We start from the raw sequence: 17,332 nt of genomic DNA on the forward strand, positions 1-17,332 counted from the left end.
CCTGCCCGATGACGTGGCAAGCGAAGCGTGGCACCAAATCGACATTCTCCGACAGATTCGCAACCACGCTGTCCGTGACTACTACGGCAGTAACTACAACGACAAGCCATCTGACTACGACCAACACAGCAAACTCAAGAACTGGACAGGCCAGTGGCCGACCTTTGCCGAACCCTCTCAACACACCGCACAACAGGCTATCAGCCAGCTTCACAGCGACCTAGAGACGCTGCAAGAACGCCAAAACGAAGGCTACGATGTTGGCCGGTTGCAGTGGCAAGGCAACGGTGAATTTCGCTCGGTATCGTACAATCAACCCCGTCGCTGGAACGTGGATAACAACACGGGCGACGACCGATCTGTGCGACTTCGACTCGAAAAGATTGGCTGGTTCAGCATCCGTGCAGACCGCGACGTACCACCAGCAGAGGACATTGATGAGGTAATCCTGAAAAAAGAGACGACTGGTGAATGGTACGTCTCACTCGTCACCACTGTCGAAGACACACCCGAGAAACCGCCACTTAGTGAGATTGAGCCGGAGGATTGCGTGGGCGTTGACCTTGGTATCACCAGCTACACCCACACTTCGGAGAATCTGTCTGTTGATACACTCGACCTGTCCGATGGGTACGACCGATATGCACGCGAACAGCGGAAACTCGACCGGAAAGAACACGCGTCTGCTAACCGGGAGAAGCAACGGCGAAAGGTAGCCCAAGCAAAACGGGCAATCAAGCGGAAGGTGCGAGACTACCAGCACAAACTCACGACGTGGCTGGTCACAGAGTACGATGTTGTCGCTGTTGAAGACTTGGATGTGAAGCCGATGTTAGAGGGCAGCCAGAGCGCGAAAAAAGCAAGACGCCGCGTGGTCACGGTTTCTTGACCTGCTGGAATACAAGGCTGACCTCCACGGCACACACGTCGAAAAAGTAGAGCCAGCAGGAACGGCCAAAGAGTGCGCTGTGTGTAGTGTTGAGACGGCCAAGCCAATATGGGTACGCGAACATTCGTGTCCAGCGTGCGGCCATACGGAAGACCGCGACCTCAACGCGGCGAAGAATATTCTCAATCGCGGTTTGAAGCAGTTAGGAGCGGGACGCTCCGAATCAACGTCCCCAGAAATCGAAGATTTCTGGTGTGCGAACGAATCGCTCCGCGATTCGTCAACGCCTGTGCAGACTGCGCTCCCTACGCTCACGCCTCACCGGGAGGAAGTGAGTGCAAAGCGGGTCATTGAACCAGGAAGCCCCGGGGCTTGACCCCGGGGTGAGTTCACACGATGGTCGCCAACTACGTCGACGCCTACCAGCCGTTCTACGAGATGAATCGGGACGCTCTGACCCACGCGCTGGACGTCTTCGGCGTCGAGTACACCACCGCGGAACGCGACGACGTCCTCGCCGTCTACCACGAACTCGACGTGTTCGCCGACGTGCGCGACGGGATGGAGCGGCTCGCAGAGGCCGGCTACGATCTCTATATCGTCTCGAACGGGAACCCCGAGATGCTCGATTCCATGGTCGCCCACGCCGGCGTCGACGACCTGCTGGAAGACAGGATCAGCGCCGACGAAGTGGAGGCGTTCAAACCCGATTCGGCGCTCCACCGTCACGCCGCCGCCCGGACCGGGACACCCATCGCGGAGATCGCCCACGCCACTGCGGGCTGGTTCGACGTACAGGGCGCGTCCCACGCCGGTATGCAGGGCGTCTGGGTCGACCGCAGGGACGACCCCTAGGTGACCTTCGACGGCGACCCCGACCTGACGGTGGCGGACTTCCACGGCCTCGCGGACGCGCTGGACGCCTGAGCCGACGACCGAGCGCGGCCCTTTTGCTCGCCGCGCCACAGGTTCAAACGTGTCCGAGTTCGCCTTCGAGGTCGCGCTGTGTGCCCACGTGGAGCGCGAGCGCGAGGCCGTCGTCGCCCGACAGCTGGGCACCGCCTGCCACGGCAACCGGGTGATGGACACGGTCCTCATCGAACCCGGCCCTGGATTTGACGACCGGGCCGCCATCACGCCCGAGCGGATTCCTGCGTCCGCAATCGAGAGCGCGGCCGGGCCGGGCCAGGCCCGCTACTGGAAAAACGCGTTCGACATCAGTCCCGACCGCGCCGAGACGGTCGTCAAGCGGGCGGTCGAACTCGGCTTCTTCGAGCGGGAACGCCGCAACGGCCGCACCTACGTCCGCCAGACTGCGCGGTATCCCGACGACTGGTACGATTCCCTCGTGGGCATCGAGAACAAGCCCGACCTCGGCCGGCCCGGCGACCTCGAAACGCAACTCCGCAAGGACGTGAGCCTCGGTCTGCTCGACGGCGTCGTCCTCGCGACCGAGTCACACGTCACCGGCGCGCACCTCAATCGCATTCCGGACGAAGTGGGCGTCTGGCGATTCCACCCCGACAGCGGCGAGCGTGAGGTGATTCGACCGCCCGACCCGCTCGCGCCGGCCGAGGCCGGAATCGACGTGCTCGACAGACGGACTGCCCGGACGGACGTGGCGGTGGTCACTGCCGCCGAGAAGCGACAGCAGCGCCGCCGCGTGGCCGAACGCGCTTACGGGAAGGGGTGGCGGACGTACGACTTTCCCGGCTGTGCCGAAGTCGAACCGGCCGAGCGGTTCGACCGCGGTGGTCTCCCATACTGCGCCTGGAAAGGTCGTTTCGTGAACCCGGCCCGCGAGTGTGGCCCGGACTGTGGCGGGTACGACCCGGCGGATGCGCCCGCGGTGGACGCGGCCGCCGAGCGTGCCGACGGCCAGCCGTGGGACCCCGACCCCGAGGGCCGGAAGCGCCGCCAGTCCGGGCTGGACCGGTTCACGTGAGACCCAGCCGTCGAGACACGACGACTGCACCCATGTAACACGCGGTGAAGGCTACGACGAACGCCACGACGGGCACCGGTTCGACGGGCCGCCCGAACAGCGCGGTCGAGACGGCGTAGCCTACTGCACCGACCGCAGCGATAATCGCAGTCGCGGCCAGCGGGTGGTCCGTCGCGAACGTCTCTGCGTTGTTCATCACCGGTTCCAGGCACGTCTGCGGCAAAAATCTCCGGTCAGGTTCACGCTCAGAGGTCGTATCGCTCGCCGTCGATGGCCAGGTCCTCCCCGAAGGCTTCGTCGGCCGGAATGAAGTGTGAGAGGTGGACGATTCGTGTCTGGTCGGCACCGAGTTCCGCACCGAGTTCTCGTGCGCCCTCCATCGTCATGTGTTTGGTCCCGAACGTCCGGAAGACGCCGTCGTCGTTCTCGTGTTTGCCGCCGAGGGGATGGTGTTCACAGAGGTGAGCTGGGACGATTCCGTCGGCCAGCAACAGGTCGGGGTCGGCCAGCACTGCACGGGACTCGTCGGGAACCCCGTAGCTGGTGTCGCCCGACAGCGAGAGTTTCGCGCCCGTCTCGGTGTCCTCGACGGCGAGGCCGTAACACACCAGCGGCGGGTGGTCGACGGGCACGAGCGTCACCTCGAACCCGCAGGTCTCGAACGGTTCGAACGGCGTCTCGGCCGAGACCGTGATGGTGTCGAGGTAGTGGTAGTCGTTTCGGACCGTCTCGGCGACGCTCTCGCCGGTCTTCGGGTCGGTCTCGTTGGCGGCGTAGACGGGGAGTTCCGAGAACAGCCGGTAGGCGTTGCCCAGTCCGTCGAGGTGGTCGAAGTGGACGTGGCTGATGACCGCCGCGTCGGGCAGGGACACGTCGCGTTCGAGGAACTGGTGGCGAAAGTCCGGGCTGGCGTCGACGAGCAACGACTCGTCGGTTCGCTCGTTGCGGACGTGGACGGAGTAGCGGGTGCGCTCGACGCCGCGCTCGCGCGCCCGCTCGCAGGTGTCACAGGAACAACCGGGCGTCGGTGTGCCGGTCGTGTCGCCGGTTCCAAGCAGCGTGACCTCCATTCGTCTCTTATGAGGTGTCCCGAGCGCCTAAACCCCTCGGCTTCGGGGCTGCCCGAGATCACCACTATCCAGCCGATGCGGGAACGTCTCGCCTTACTGGGCCGACACATCCAGCTCGGTCAGCCGTTCGGTCACCTACCGTTTGGTGGTGGTCGCGTCCAGCTCGGGCGTCCGCTGACGCAGCCCGTTTTGTGACGCGGACGGCCGCACGGGCGGCGACGGCTTCGGTACGGCCGACGGTAGTGGCCCGGACCCCACCGGCTGCGTCGAGGGCCCTCGTGCCGACGCCGCCTCTGGCCCCGACGGCATTGTGCCGCTAAAACCGTCCTTCGAGCCGACGACGGTCTGGACTTCTATCTGGGATAGGCGGTGGTCAGTCGCGCCCGAGTCACACGGCGAATGCCCGGTCGCAGAACTACCGGTGACCGACCCTGCCGTTCAGTCGTCCGCGTGATCGTGGTCGTGATCGTGGCCGTGCCCGTCGGCGGCGGTCTCTTCCTCGTCGGTGCCCGAGATGTCGCCCCCGGCGACCAGCGCGTCGGCGTCGCCGTCGATCATGTCGAGGTTCTTGAGGTTGTCTCGCTCCTCGAAGTCGGCGACGGCGTCTTCGAGGTCCTGCTGTGTGAGGGTGGTCCGTTCCTCGGTCAGGGCGTCCAGCACGGCCTCTCGGAGGACCAGTCGAAGATCACTCCCCGTGAGGCCCTCGGTCATCTCCGCGAGCGTCACGGGGTCGAAGTCGTCGACGTCCATCTCTCGCGTGACGATCTGCAGGATGTCCGAGCGCATGGTCCGGTCGGGCTTGGGGAAGTTGACGATCTCGTCGAAGCGTCGCCAGGCCGCGGCGTCGAGTTGGTCGGGGTGGTTGGTCGCCCCGATCAGCAACACGTCGTCGTCGATGAGGCTGATGTCGTCGATGCTCTTGAGGAGGGTGTTGACGGCGCGTTTGATCGCGGCGTGTTCGTCCGACGAACGGGTCTTGGCCACGAAGTCGAACTCGTCCATGAAGAAGATACACGGCGAGAGTCGCCGCGCGACTTCGAAGGACTTCTCGACGTTCTTGGCCGTCTCGCCGAGGTACTGGCTGGTGATCATCGAGAGCTTCACCTCGACGAACGGCAGGTCGAGTTCGCGGGCCAGCGCCCGGGCGACCGACGTCTTGCCGGTGCCTGGCGGGCCGACGAACAGCAACTTGCCGATCTCCCGCAGGCCGATATCCGCGAGGTAATCGCGGTGTTCGATCGCCTTGACGATCTTGTGGATTTCACCCTCCTGATTTTCGGTGAGAACCAGATCGTTCATGCTTATCTCGACTTCCTCCGGGGCGCGGATATCCACGAGGTCCAGCATCTCCTCCTCCTCCTCGTCGTCGAAGTACTCGTCGAGCAGGCTGTCGATCCAGGCCCGGTCGGCCCGGGCCGGCCGGTTCAGTTCGTGAGCCTGCTCGTAGTCCACGTCGAACTCGTCGCCGTAAGTGGCGGCCAGCGTCGGGTTCGCGCGGATCCGGCTGTCGTCCACGCGGTCGAGAAACCACTCCTCGGCCATCCCACGGTCGGTGAACTCGATATCCCCCGAAAAGTCGTCGCGATCTGTGAACATCAGACCGGAGACGGCGTCCCAGGCCCGCTCGACGTCGGTCGCATCCGCGGCCGTCGTCGCGGTCACCGAGAGCGGTCGCTCGATACGGCCCTCGCTCCAGAACACACCCCTGTATGCCGGCGGAAGGTCGTCCGGCTCTAACTCGCGGTCGTCGTTGTACGCTGTCGCTGTCAGCAGGAACTCGACGACATCCAGCTCCGGGTCACTCATTCCCACTGTGATTCGACCGCGACTAATATAAGCCCCCCGGACTCCGCTCGCGACCGCCGTTTCCCCCCGCCGGACCTCCCCCACCGCTATGTGAACTGTTCACAACAAATCGAACAACATTTCAACTGTAAGCCCTCTATACGAGGCAGTTAACATCGGAACATGAGGCCGTGCCACCGGCGACAACTGGTAGTGCCGGCGCTGGCAGTTCGACGGGATTTAACACCAACGACCCTGATGAGTTACACATGGCAGATAACACGCCAGTTGTCGTCAAAGCGTACCGGACACCGCAGGGGAAAGAAGACGGCGTCTACTCGGATGTCCGAAGCGAGGACCTCTCGATTCCGCTGATCAACCAGATGCTTGAGGAGACCGGCCTCTCGGGCGCGGACGTCGACGACCTGATTTGGGGCTGTGCACAACAGCGCGGCGAACAGGGAAACAACATGGCCCGCGTCATCTCGTTGCTCTCCGACCTCGGCGAGAGCGTGCCCGCGACGACGGTCAACCGCTGGTGTGCCTCCTCGGCACAGGCGATTATCTCCGCGGCCGACGCCATCCGCGCCGGCCAGCGTGACGTGCTCATCGCCGGTGGTGTCGAGAGCATGTCCCGCGTCGAGATGGGCGAAAACACCGCCAACGTCCACCCGCGTCTGAACGACCACTACAACGTGATGAACCTGCAGATGGGGATGACCGCGGAGAAGGTCGCCGACGAGCACGGCATCTCCCGGAACACCCAGGACGAGTACGCCGCTCGCTCCCAGCAACGCGCCGTCGAGGCCACCGAAGAGGGTCGCTTCGACGACGAACTCGTTCCGATCGAAGGAACGGACGACGACGGCAACGACGTCACCGTCGAGAAAGACGAGGGACTGCGCCCGGGGACCACCGCCGAGAAGCTCGAAGGCCTCCCGACCGTATTCAAGGCCGACGGGAGCGTCACGCCCGGGAACTCCAGCCAGATTTCCGACGGCGCGGCCGCCACCATGCTCACGAGCAAAACGCTCGCCGAGGACCAGGGTCTGGAAATCCTCGCCGAGGTCGGCGGCAACAACGTCGCCGGTGTCGACCCCACCGTGATGGGCATCGGCCCAATCCCCGCGGTCGAGGGCCTGTGTGAGCGCACCGGTCGCGACCCCGAGGACTACGACCTGGTCGAACTCAACGAGGCCTTTGCCTCCCAGTGTTACTACTGCCAGCAGGAACTGGGCTTCGACGACGACAGCTACAACGTCAACGGCGGTGCCATCGCCATCGGCCACCCGCTCGGTGCCTCCGGTGCCCGCCTGCCCGTGACGCTCATCCACGAGATGAACAAGCGCGACGCCGAACTCGGCCTCGCGACCGAGTGTGTCGGCTTCGGACAGGGCGCAGCCATCGAGTTCGAGCTGTCCTGAGCTTGATTTAATTACGCCGACCCTTTTTGCAACTGCAGTCGCACAATAGCGGTCCCCCACACTGTAGACGGCTCGTAGCAACCGCTTACATGCCGAATCAGAAGGTCGGCGGTGACGAGCGAGACACCGACCACTGCGTTCCGGACCGAGTTCACCGATGTCTCCGACCGCTACTCCGACGCACTCGCCGACTGCGTCGAGTATTACGAACACGACGAGAGAGCGTTCTGTGGTGAACTCGAACGCGCCAGACGAGTTGAATCGGACTGTGACGACCTCCTCGCGACAGTGCGGCGGACGGTCGGGCAGTCGATGAGTCCCAACTTCACCCGCGTCTACTTCCAGCCCGGCGGCGTTCTCGAACTGTTCGCTCGCACAGACGAGACCGCCAACCACGTCGAGACGTTCCTCGGCGAACTGGCTGCGATGGAGTCGACGCTCTCGGCGGCCGCCACTGCGGATTTCGCCAGAATGGGTGATATCGTCGTTGAGGCGGTTGGCGTGCTGTCCGCGGCCGTCAGTGACCTGTTTTCCGCCCCCGCTCACCGGAAAGTCGACGCCGTCCACGACGCCAGGGCAGCGATCACGGATCTGGAGTCCCGGTGTGACGCGGTCAGACAAAAACTGGTCTCGGAGGTGTTCGCGACCGACGACACCGCTGCCGCACTGATGATCCGGGAACTCGCGTTGTGGCTCGACCGGGCGATGGACGCCGTCGAGCAGGCGGTCTCCCTCGACAGCACGGCCGTCTCGACGACCGACCGCAACGGGCCGAACTAGCCGTCGCGACTCAGTCCGCGAGCCGTGCTTTGCTGTCCCCGTAGATTCGGTCGACTTTCCTCGCGTGCTCGGCCAGGATGTTCCGGCGTTTCTTTTTTAACGAGGGGGTGAGCAGGTCGTTCTCCGGCGTCCACTCCTCGGGGACGAGCTCGACCTCTTTGATTCTCTCGTGTTTCTCGAGGGTCCGGTTGACGAGGTTCACGTCCTGGGCGACCCACTCCCTGACGCGGTCGTCCTCACAGATGGCGTTTCGGCCCGTCGGGAGGTCGAGATTCCGGTTGTCGGCCCACCGCCTGATGCCGTCGAAGTTCGGCACGACCAGGGCGCTGACGAACTTTCTATCGTCGCCCATGACCATGACCTGTGCGACCCGTGACGAGGTCGAGAACTCGCCTTCGATGGGCTCCGGGGCGACGTTTTTCCCCGTGTCGAGCACGATCAGGTTCTTCAGCCGGTCGTGGTAGATGAGGTAGTCGTCGTCGATACGCTCCACGATGTCGCCGGTCTGGAACCAGCCGTCGGCAGTGAACGCCTCCTCGGTCTTCTCGGGCATCTCCCAGTAGCCGTCCGTGACGTTCGGCCCCTTGACCAGTAACTCCCCGACGTACCCCTCGGCGTCCGCAAACTGCTCGTCGGACACCTTCGACGGGTCGACCCGAATATCGATGTCGGGGAGCGGCGGGCCGAGCGTTCCGGTTCGGTGGTCTTCCGGCGGATTCGCCGTCACCACCGGCGCCGCTTCGGTCAGCCCGTACCCCTCGAAGATGGGGATTCCCATACCGTCGAACAGCTCCGCGAGACGGTCACTCAGGCTGCCGCCGCCGCTGACCATCAGGATGATATTTCCGCCGAGTTCCTCCTTGATTTTGTCGTAGACCAACCGCTCGGAGATTCCGCGTTTGAGTCTGAGGCCGAACCCGGGGTCGTCGGCGCGGCTGTACTGGCGGGCCACGTCGACGGCCCACTCGAAGACCCGCTTTTTCACGTCCGAACCGCTGGCCTGCTCGCGAGCCTGTGCGAAGATGCGCTCGTACACTCGCGGCACGCTCGCACCGCCGTGTGGCTGGATCTTCTTGAGGTCCTCGTCGACCGTGTCGGTACTCTGTGCGTACCCCACGGTCGCGCCGGCGGCGAACATCAGGAAGTGACCGACCGTCCGCTCGAAGACGTGCGCCAGCGGGAGGATCGAGATGGCCCGCTTGTCCGAATCGAGCACCGGCATGTCGTCGTCCTTGTCCGGTCTCGGACCGACGCGCCTCCAGATCTGATTGACGTTCGACCGGACGTTGTGGTGGCTCAGCTTCACCCCCTTCGGCCTGCCCGTCGTCCCGGAGGTGTAGACGAGACTCGCCAGATCGTGACTCCCCCGTTCGTCCAGCCATTCGCGGAACGCACCGTCGTCGTAGTGGTCTACGCCTGTATCGTAGACCTCCCTGAGCGTGCGGATCTGGTCGACGTGGTCGTACCTGTCGAGTTCGTCGATGACGACCACGAAGTCGAGAGTGAGGTCGTCCTGCACTCTGACGAGGCGGTCGAGCAGATACTCGTTTTCGACGATTACACCGGCCGCGTCGGGGTTGTTGAGCAGGTACTTGATCTGTTTTGGCGACGACTCCGTGTATATCGTCGTGACCACACCGCCGGCCGACATGGTGGCGAAGTCGGACAGCGCCCACTCCATGCGGGAGTCGGACATGATCCCGACGCGGTCTCCCGACGTAACGCCCAATTCACGGAACCCTGCAGCCAGATACCGAACGATCTCACCCATCTTCTCGTATGTAATCGACGTGTACGTCCCAGCCTCGGGTTCGTCGACGACCTCGGGCGTCAGTGAACGCGGATAGATCCCGCCCTTGTACATCTGTGCCTCGCCGTCGGCGTTGCGTTCGACGCTCTCCGCGAACATCTCGGGAACGGTACCGTCTCCGGTCACCTCGTCTGTGTACTCCCGTTCCGAATCGAGCCACCCCTGTTCCCCGGATTTAATCATAACATCAACTCTCAACTGGAAGAAATATAAATCTTCAGTTGCGACTCGCGACGGTGGCGGCCCAGGCGCGTTGGGGACGGCGTGGGCGATTCGACCGCCGAAGCCACGCGAACCGACCACCGAATGGCCGCCCCGTGCCGGACTGCCGATTCCGGCCCGTTTCGGCTCTCTGCCCCGGCCGACAGAACAGCGACTACCCGTACTGCCACCGGCAAAAAACAAGTCGGTTGGTGTCGCTTCAGTCGTCGGCGGGCGTCGCACCGCTCCCGCTGTCGGCCTTCTTTTTGGTGTGGGAGAGCTTCCCACCGTCGGCGAGGATTTCGCGCTCGCGCTCGGAGGCGTCCAGCGTGGCGGTGAGTTCCCAGTCGTCGTTGACGCGGACGGTGAACTCTTCCTGGCCCGTCCGGACGGCCTCGGCGACGTCGTCGACGACCTCGATGTCGTCGCCCTGCTCGATCTGCTCGTAGTCTTCGGCGTCGATCTCCAGGGGTAGGAGGCCGAAGTTGAACAGGTTCGCCTTGTGGATGCGGGCGAAACTCTGTGCGAGAACGCCCTCGACGCCGAGGTACATCGGACAGAGCGCCGCGTGTTCGCGCGAGGAGCCCTGACCGTAGTTCTCGCCGGCGACGAGGAAGCCGCCGTCGCTGCCGAGTGCGCGCTGGGCGAACTCGTCGTCGACACGGCTTAGAGTAAACTCGCTCAGTTTGGGAATGTTCGACCGGTACATCAGGATGTCCTGGGTCGCAGGGATGATGTGGTCGGTCGTGATGTTATCCTCCATCTTCAGGAGAGCCGGCCCTTCGAGTTCGGCGTCGAGTTCGTCCTTCAGCGGGACGTCGCCGATGTTCGGCCCCTTGACGAGGTCGTCGTCGACGGGGTCGTCGGGCGTGATGATGTCGTTCTCTGCACCCTCGTACTGGTCGGGGAGTTCGAGGCCCGGCGCTTCCATGTCGTCGAGCTCGTCGGCGAGGTCGCGCGGGTCGACGATTTCGCCCTTGATCGCCGCCGCGGTGGCGACCTCCGGCGAACAGAGGTAGACGTTGTCGTCCTCGATGCCCGAGCGGCCCTCGAAGTTGCGGTTGAACGTCCGCAGCGAGACCGAGTCGGACCCGGGAACGTGGCCGATGCCGATACAGGCACCACACGTCGCCTCGGAGTAGTTGACGCCGGCCGCCATCATCTCGGCGGTCCAGCCCTCACGGGCGAGCATCTCGCTCGCCTTCTTCGAACCGGGCGCGACGATCATCTCGCTCGCACGGTCGATCGTCCGGCCCTCCAGCATCTTTGCGGCGGGGAGGATGTCCTCGTACCCACCGTTCGTACAGGAGCCGATGATGACCTGGTTGACCTCGACGCCCTCGACTTCGCTGACGGGGACGACGTTGTCGGGCATCGACGGCTCGGCGATCAGCGGTTCCAGGTCCGAGAGGTCGATGGTGAGCTGGTCGTCGTACTCGGCATCCTCGTCGGGCTGGAGCTCGACGTGCTTGTCCTCGCGGCCCTGTCGCGCGAGGTAGTCCTCGGTCTTCTCGTCGGTCGGGAAAATCGAGGAGGTCGCGCCCAGTTCCGTCCCCATGTTGGTGATGGTCGTCCGCTCGGGGACGCTGAGACTCTCGACACCGGGCCCGGTGTACTCGAAGATCTTGCTGACTCCGCCCTTCACGCTGAGGCGGCGCAGCATCTCGAGGATGACGTCCTTAGCGGTGGCCCACTCGGGCAGTTCGCCTTCCAGACGGACCTCGACGACTTCGGGCATCTCGATGTAGTAGGCACCGCCGCCCATCGCGACGGCCACGTCGAGTCCACCCGAGCCGATGGCCAGCTGACCGAGACCGCCGGGGGTCGGCGTGTGAGAGTCACTGCCCAAGAGCGTCTTGCCGGGTGCGGCGAAGTTCTCCTTGTGGACGTTGTGACAGATACCGTTGCCCGGACGCGAGAAGTACGCGCCGAACGTGCCAGCTGCCGAACGCAGGAAACGGTGGTCGTCGGTGTTCTTGAAGTCGAACTGGTAGGTCTGGTGGTCGCAGTACTGCGCGGCCAGTTCCGTCTGAACCTCGTCGAGGCCCAGCGCCTCGAACTGCAGCCACACCAGCGTGCCAGTCGTGTCCTGTGTCAGGACCTGATCGATCTCGATACCGATCTCCTCGCCGGTCTCCAATTCGCCTTCGACGAGGTGATCGTCGAGAATTTTTTCAGTAAGCGTCTGTCCCATAACGTCTGTTGGTCGATTGTCCGCGGACATAAATCATGCGAGTCTCCGATATCAGGTCCTCTGTATCCCTAGTACCCCTTTGATGTCACCCGTTGTCGTGCGGAACCGCAGATGGCACCGTCGCGGCCGACCCCCGACGACCGCCGGGGACCCGCGTCTAAACCGCCAGCGTTTTGCACGCGCTCGCCGGCCACTCCCGCATGTTCAGAAGCGGCGCGTTCCTTGCCGACCACCTCGACGACCTGCGCGAGTCACAGGTCCAGCCAAACGGCGTCGACCTCACACTCGGGACCGTCTTCGAGCAGGAGCGTCCGGGACGGATCGAGCGGGGTGACAAGACCGTCGGGGACCGCCGGGAACTCGACCCAAACCCCGACGGCGACGACGGCAACGGCGTCTACCGTCTCGAACCGGGCGGGTACATCGTCCGGTACGCCGAGCGTATCCGGATTCCGGAGGAACACGTCGGCTTCCTCTACCCCCGGTCCTCACTGCTTCGCAACTCCTGTATGCTCGACACGGCGGTCTGGGACGCCGGCTACGAGGGCCGCGGCGAGGGCCTGCTGGAGGTTCACCACGAGATCGAACTCCAGACAGGTGCCCGTATCGCACAGCTGACGCTCGCGGCCGCAGACCACGAGGGAATCTACGATGGCTCCTACCAGCGCGAGAATCTCTAAGAGCGCCGGCGCTCGACCGCTCGACGGAGCGCGACAACTTCCTCGCGGACGGCCGCCCACTGCTCGGCCGTGCCGGGGCGCGCTCCGTCGCCACCGGTCTCGGTCACACCACCGAACTCGTCCCCGCCGCCGTATCGAGTGCGCTGGCTCTCGACCAACTGCTGGACGACACTCGGGTCGTCGACGTTGCTGAACGCCAGTTCGGTCCCCGACCCACCCGCCGTGTCGAAGGCCACTGTCCCGTAGTCGAACAGGGTCCCGGTGATTCCCCGCGCGTAGGCGACGTTCTGGACCGTCTCGTGCCCGACAGTCGTGACCCGCTGCCCGAGAACTCCGTTCTTTCGGTAGAGGTGGCTGTCGGTCACGACGTACTCGGTGTGTCTGACACGGATGAGCGTCCAGATCGGCATCACGACACCGGTCAGGACGGCCAGCACGCTCAGCGCTACCAGCACGACGCTTCCCACCTGGGTCGCGGCGTACCACAGAGCGCCCAGTCCGACGAGGACGAACGCCAGACCGACGACGAGGGACCGAATGACCGTCTGGATACGCGGACTGCCCCGCCACTGGACGGTCTCGTCACTCGCCAGCGGGAGCCACGCCGGCGGGGGACCGTTCGCGCCGGTCCCGCCGTCAGTTCCGTCGGTCATCTCGGCCCTCCGGGTCGCTCGGTGTACTGTCGTTGCTGTCGGCCTCGACGGCGGTGCGGATCGCACGCAACTCGGTGAGGATCTCGTCCAGCACCTCGTCGGGGCCGCGACTCGTCGGTCCGTCCTCGCCGCGTTTGCCCCGGGACCGCCGGCTCTGTTCGTCGATGCGCCGCTGGACCGACTTCGGACTCGGGACGGCACGGAACGTCATCTCGACGCCGGTCCCACCGGCCGTGGAGATGTCGACGGTGCCGTAGCCGAAGTAGTTCCCCAGCGCCCCCTGCGAGTAGGAGATGTTCTGGACCTTCTCGAACTCGATTTTCTGGACGTCCCGCGACAGGATGCCGCTTTTCCGGTAGAGCGCCTCGTTCGTCAGCAGATACACCGTGTTCTCGCGGTTTAGCTGAATTGAGGCGCTAAGCCCCCTTCCTCAGCGAGCGCCGACGAACGGGGGGTGCGAGCAGGGAGGGGATACAGCGCCGAACAGTTCTCATACACGATTCGGTACGCGCCGACGACGATGGGAATCCCGATCAGCAAGAGCGCCAGCGGGAGTCCGACGATCAGCGCGGGGACGATACTGTAGACGTGAGGGTTACCGGACCACTGTCTCTGTTCGCCGTCGTCGAGGGTGAGCCAGTCGAACTCGCTCGCCGTGGCGTCGGAGGACTCGGGCGGTTCGGTCGTCATACGCGCCGATTGTTCGTGGCCCTACATAATCGGTGCTGTCGACGCGTCCATCGCCGGCGGACTGCTCGACCGCAGAGCGGCGAGGCTGTACCGCTGGTCTCGCGTCACGGCCCTCCACCCGTCCATCAGGCTGATATGTCCGCTCGTGGAACGGGCGTGGTAGATGTCCCGACGTCGGACGGCGGTGGCGACGGTGCTAACGCTGCTCGCGCTCATCGCGGGCACGGGCGTTGTGAACGCGTCACCGACTGCCGACGCGGCACAGACTGACGGCGCCAATTTGACGACGTTCGTCGCGCCGGGCGACACGCTCGAAGCCCTCCGGGACGGGACGGCCACTGACGTACTCACACGACGACAGCGAGTGGCACTCTCGGACGCACTCGTGGTGCGTGTGTCGAGTCCCGACCTGGGGACGACGGTGGCCGACCAGCCCGGCAACACCACGACTGCACGCTTCCGGGCGCTACTGTCGAGCCCCGACGCGTCCCTGACCGGTGTCGAGATTACGTCGGGCGACGACCCGCCGCGAACCGCCGACCTGCGGGCCGAGCAACTCGTCGTCCGTCGCGCCGGTCAGAACACGTTCGATCTGATCTACGACACCGGCCAGTTGCGCGCGACGGACGACACGAACGGCAACGGCCGCCCAGACGAGGACGGCGGCACGGCCGTCGTGCCCGTCAGGGTGTTCGAAGTTGCGTTCACCCACGACGGCGCCGCCGCGGCGTCGCCGGTGGGTTTCTTTCCCGCGGCCGTCACCTTCTCGACGCCGTCGAACGACGGTGTGGTGTTGTACCCGTTGCCCGGCCAGCGACTGATCGGGCAAACCCCGCTGGCGCCCGGGACGACGCTCACCGTCTCGCTCGACGGGGTCGGACGTCCCTTCGCGGCCGAGCGGACCACGACCGTCACCGGCAGACAGCAGTCGTTCGCCAACCTCTCGCTGAACCTGACAGGCGCGCACGCGGGCACCCCGCTCACGGTCACGGCCAGGTTCGACGGAGAGTCCATCACCGAGACACGGGGGCGGCTGGCCGAACTGAACGCCACGTTTATGACGGCCGGGACGAACGACCCGCGGACCCGACTTCGACTCCGAAACGTCTCCTTTGCCACCGACGGCTTCCTCGTGGTCAGGGACGGTGCGGACGGGCCACTCGTTGCGAACCGATACGTCGAGGCCGGCGAGTACGACTCGCTGACGGTCCGGTACCGGCAGGTAGCGGCGGCTGACTCGGCGGTCGTGACCGCCTACGTCGACGTCGACGGTGACCGCTTCCTCGTGCGCGGTGGCCCAGACCGGCCCTTCCGTCAAGACGGCGAGCGCGTCTCGACGGTCGTCGACCTCGACCAGTCCACACCCGCCACGCCACAGCCAACCGACACGCCGGCGACCACACCACCGACCACTGTACCGCCGACCGACACGCCGACGACTGCCCCGATATCACCGGACACCGTCGAGGCGCGGCCGCAGTCGGGAGATCGGCTCACCGACGCCAGCGGTGACGGGTTCGGACCCGTCATCGCGCTCGTGGTGCTCGTCCTCGTCCTCGCCGGGGCCGCTCGGTGCGACTAATCCGCGTGTGCGAACACGCGGGCGCGACTCGTATCGCCGTCCCGTGTCAGTCGGCGAACTTCTCGCGGACCTTCTGGACCTTCGGTCGGACGTTGGCCGCGCAGTAGGGTTTGTTCGGGTTCTTCTCGAAGTAGTCCTGATGATACGACTCTGCCTCCCAGAACCGTTCCAGTGACTCGACTTCGGTCACGATGGCGTCGTCGTAGACGCCGTCGGCTTCGAGCTCCTCGACGAACCGCTCGACGGCCTCGCGCTGAGCGTCGTCGTGGTAGTAGACGGCCGAACGGTACTGCGTTCCCACGTCCGGTCCCTCGCGGTCTTCCGTCGTCGGGTTGTGGACGCTGAAAAACACTTCGAGCAGGTCCTCGTATGCCAACGCGTCGGGGTCGTAGGTCACCTGCACCGCCTCGGCGTGACCGGTCTCGCCGCGACAGACGGCCTCGTAAGCCGGGTCGTCCACGTGGCCGCCACAGTAGCCCGAGACGGCCGACTCGACGCCGTCGAGTTGCTTGAACGCAGCCTCGATACACCAGAAACAGCCGCCCGCCAGGGTCGCCCGTTCGCTCTCACTCATCGTCAGCGATAGGGACTCCAGCGTCGTAAGTTCCTCGCCGCGGGCGATTCCGTCCGACTCGGTGTGACAGTCGCCCTGCTGGCAGCCAGGAGCGAAGTCCCGGCTCAACCCACTCTCCTCGCCGGTCGACCCCGCTCTGCCCGGACCCGCGGTCCTGGCTCGACTGCGTCACATACCGAACCACAACGTGACAGTACCACATATTCGTGTCTACGAAATGAATCCGGGGCCGTCACGGGAACCCGTCTCTCTCTGGTTGCACGACGCGTGCCTGCACGGTCCCCGTGAGGGGGGGAAAACCTCCCTCACGAATCGGTTGCCCCCGTCAGCTACCCCGGACTCGACACCGACAAACCGCAAGCCACGTGAGCGTCGGCGTAGTATCGGCGACCCGCCATGACAGAGGACGATTCGTCAACGGACGCCGACGATCGCACGCTCATCCGCAGCGGCCGCGAATTCGAACAGGAGTACCGTCTCGACGCGGCCGAGGCGGGCCAGTTCCTGATCGACCTCGGCGAACAGCTCCGCAGCGGCGACGAACTGACAGTCACGACCGACGAGTGGAAACTCCCGTTCGGCTTCGGCGAACCCGTCGAACTGGAGATCGACTTCGAGGGCATGGGCGACCCCGAACTGGAGATCGAACTGGAACTCCCGGGCCGCACCGACGAGCGCGCGCCTGACGTGGAGTAGCGGTCCCGGGCAGGCCTGGGCGTCATCGCCCGGCGCACCCGTCCTGGTGACGACGGTGACCGTCACGAGGAGAGCGCCGACCAGAAGCGATTCGCGGTCCTAAACCCGAGCAGTGTGCTCCGCTACCGTCTCGGGGCACAGGTGCCGCCGAACACACAGCCACCCGGCGTCGTCTGCGGCACGGCGTGATCGTCGGCGAGGACGAGCCACAGAAGGGAGTCGGAGCGGGGGCCGAGTCGGCCGGATGGAAGCGGACCCGCCGGTGGTGGTTGAGTACAGCCTCATCGAGAGGGGCGTGGAACCCTCCGACGTGCTGGCGGACTTGGGTGTGTGGGCGAGACGGTGGGGCGGGGACGTCT

General features: G+C 65.0%; 15 protein-coding genes and 2 pseudogenes. 8 read left to right on the forward strand and 9 right to left on the reverse strand.

Going from position 1 to position 17,332, the window contains the following annotated elements; translation table 11 throughout:
• Position 1 precedes the first annotated feature (1 nt).
• The 3 genes and pseudogenes from Q0964_RS12295 to Q0964_RS12305 all read left to right on the forward strand — a co-directional run bounded on the left by Q0964_RS12295 (position 2) and on the right by Q0964_RS12305 (position 2,834).
• A pseudogene (locus Q0964_RS12295) lies at positions 2–1,265 on the forward strand (RNA-guided endonuclease InsQ/TnpB family protein).
• 14 nt (positions 1,266–1,279) lie between these two features.
• A pseudogene (locus Q0964_RS12300) lies at positions 1,280–1,816 on the forward strand (HAD family hydrolase); the annotation flags it as partial.
• Positions 1,817–1,865: 49 nt separating this feature from the next.
• Positions 1,866–2,834 carry a DUF5787 family protein gene (locus tag Q0964_RS12305; RefSeq protein ID WP_299267937.1) on the forward strand — a complete coding sequence of 323 codons (969 nt, stop codon included), beginning with the start codon at positions 1,866–1,868 and terminating at the stop codon, positions 2,832–2,834.
• On the opposite strand, the gene Q0964_RS12310 is transcribed toward Q0964_RS12305, so the two are convergent.
• The 3 genes from Q0964_RS12310 to Q0964_RS12320 form a co-directional block, all read right to left on the reverse strand.
• Complete coding sequence (locus Q0964_RS12310) at positions 2,827–3,030, reverse strand: hypothetical protein (protein ID WP_299267938.1); 204 nt, start codon at positions 3,028–3,030, stop codon at positions 2,827–2,829. The two genes, Q0964_RS12305 and Q0964_RS12310, sit on opposite strands and share 8 nt — an antisense overlap.
• 49 nt (positions 3,031–3,079) lie before the next feature.
• On the reverse strand, positions 3,080–3,904 hold the full coding sequence (locus Q0964_RS12315) for an MBL fold metallo-hydrolase (RefSeq protein ID WP_299267939.1): 825 nt from the start codon (positions 3,902–3,904) through the stop codon (positions 3,080–3,082).
• A gap of 438 nt (positions 3,905–4,342) precedes the next feature.
• A complete protein-coding gene (locus Q0964_RS12320; RefSeq protein WP_299267941.1) occupies positions 4,343–5,710 on the reverse strand; it encodes an ATP-binding protein in 1,368 nt (455 codons plus the stop codon).
• Between the two features lie 248 nt (positions 5,711–5,958).
• Here Q0964_RS12320 and Q0964_RS12325 point away from each other — a divergent pair, with 248 nt between their 5' ends.
• Positions 5,959–7,113: a thiolase family protein gene (locus Q0964_RS12325; protein WP_299267943.1), complete on the forward strand. Its 1,155-nt coding sequence runs from the start codon at positions 5,959–5,961 to the stop codon at positions 7,111–7,113.
• 111 nt (positions 7,114–7,224) lie between these two features.
• Complete coding sequence (locus tag Q0964_RS12330; RefSeq protein WP_299267945.1) at positions 7,225–7,893, forward strand: DUF47 family protein; 669 nt, start codon at positions 7,225–7,227, stop codon at positions 7,891–7,893.
• 10 nt (positions 7,894–7,903) lie between these two features.
• On the opposite strand, the gene Q0964_RS12335 is transcribed toward Q0964_RS12330, so the two are convergent.
• Both Q0964_RS12335 and Q0964_RS12340 read right to left on the reverse strand, forming a co-directional pair.
• Positions 7,904–9,886 carry an AMP-dependent synthetase/ligase gene (locus Q0964_RS12335; protein ID WP_299267947.1) on the reverse strand — a complete coding sequence of 661 codons (1,983 nt, stop codon included), beginning with the start codon at positions 9,884–9,886 and terminating at the stop codon, positions 7,904–7,906.
• A gap of 238 nt (positions 9,887–10,124) precedes the next feature.
• Positions 10,125–12,098 carry an aconitate hydratase gene (locus tag Q0964_RS12340; RefSeq protein WP_299267948.1) on the reverse strand — a complete coding sequence of 658 codons (1,974 nt, stop codon included), beginning with the start codon at positions 12,096–12,098 and terminating at the stop codon, positions 10,125–10,127.
• 200 nt (positions 12,099–12,298) lie between these two features.
• Between Q0964_RS12340 and Q0964_RS12345 the strand changes: the two genes are divergently transcribed.
• Complete coding sequence (locus Q0964_RS12345) at positions 12,299–12,778, forward strand: deoxyuridine 5'-triphosphate nucleotidohydrolase (protein ID WP_299267950.1); 480 nt, start codon at positions 12,299–12,301, stop codon at positions 12,776–12,778.
• On the opposite strand, the gene Q0964_RS12350 is transcribed toward Q0964_RS12345, so the two are convergent.
• From Q0964_RS12350 to Q0964_RS12360, 3 genes are read right to left on the reverse strand one after another with little or no spacing between them, the layout of a single operon-like run.
• Positions 12,775–13,431: a PH domain-containing protein gene (locus Q0964_RS12350; protein WP_299267953.1), complete on the reverse strand. Its 657-nt coding sequence runs from the start codon at positions 13,429–13,431 to the stop codon at positions 12,775–12,777. The genes Q0964_RS12345 and Q0964_RS12350 overlap by 4 nt on opposite strands.
• Positions 13,415–13,816 carry a PH domain-containing protein gene (locus tag Q0964_RS12355; RefSeq protein ID WP_299267956.1) on the reverse strand — a complete coding sequence of 134 codons (402 nt, stop codon included), beginning with the start codon at positions 13,814–13,816 and terminating at the stop codon, positions 13,415–13,417. The genes Q0964_RS12350 and Q0964_RS12355 overlap by 17 nt, the downstream gene beginning before the upstream one ends.
• A gap of 14 nt (positions 13,817–13,830) precedes the next feature.
• Entirely contained in the window at positions 13,831–14,121 is a 291-nt protein-coding gene (locus tag Q0964_RS12360; RefSeq protein ID WP_299267959.1) for a hypothetical protein, read from the reverse strand.
• Positions 14,122–14,284: 163 nt separating this feature from the next.
• On the opposite strand from Q0964_RS12360, the gene Q0964_RS12365 reads away from it, so the two are divergent.
• A complete protein-coding gene (locus tag Q0964_RS12365; protein WP_299267961.1) occupies positions 14,285–15,703 on the forward strand; it encodes a DUF7282 domain-containing protein in 1,419 nt (472 codons plus the stop codon).
• A gap of 46 nt (positions 15,704–15,749) precedes the next feature.
• On the opposite strand, the gene msrA is transcribed toward Q0964_RS12365, so the two are convergent.
• Positions 15,750–16,277 (reverse strand): peptide-methionine (S)-S-oxide reductase MsrA, encoded by a 528-nt coding sequence (gene msrA / locus Q0964_RS12370; protein WP_299268195.1) that lies wholly within the window; start codon positions 16,275–16,277, stop codon positions 15,750–15,752.
• Positions 16,278–16,673: 396 nt separating this feature from the next.
• On the opposite strand from msrA, the gene Q0964_RS12375 reads away from it, so the two are divergent.
• Positions 16,674–16,973: an amphi-Trp domain-containing protein gene (locus Q0964_RS12375; protein ID WP_299267964.1), complete on the forward strand. Its 300-nt coding sequence runs from the start codon at positions 16,674–16,676 to the stop codon at positions 16,971–16,973.
• The last annotated feature ends 359 nt before the right edge of the window (positions 16,974–17,332 follow it).

It is taken from the genome of Halorientalis sp., from assembly GCF_028275115.1.
Lineage (GTDB): Archaea > Halobacteriota > Halobacteria > Halobacteriales > Haloarculaceae > Halorientalis.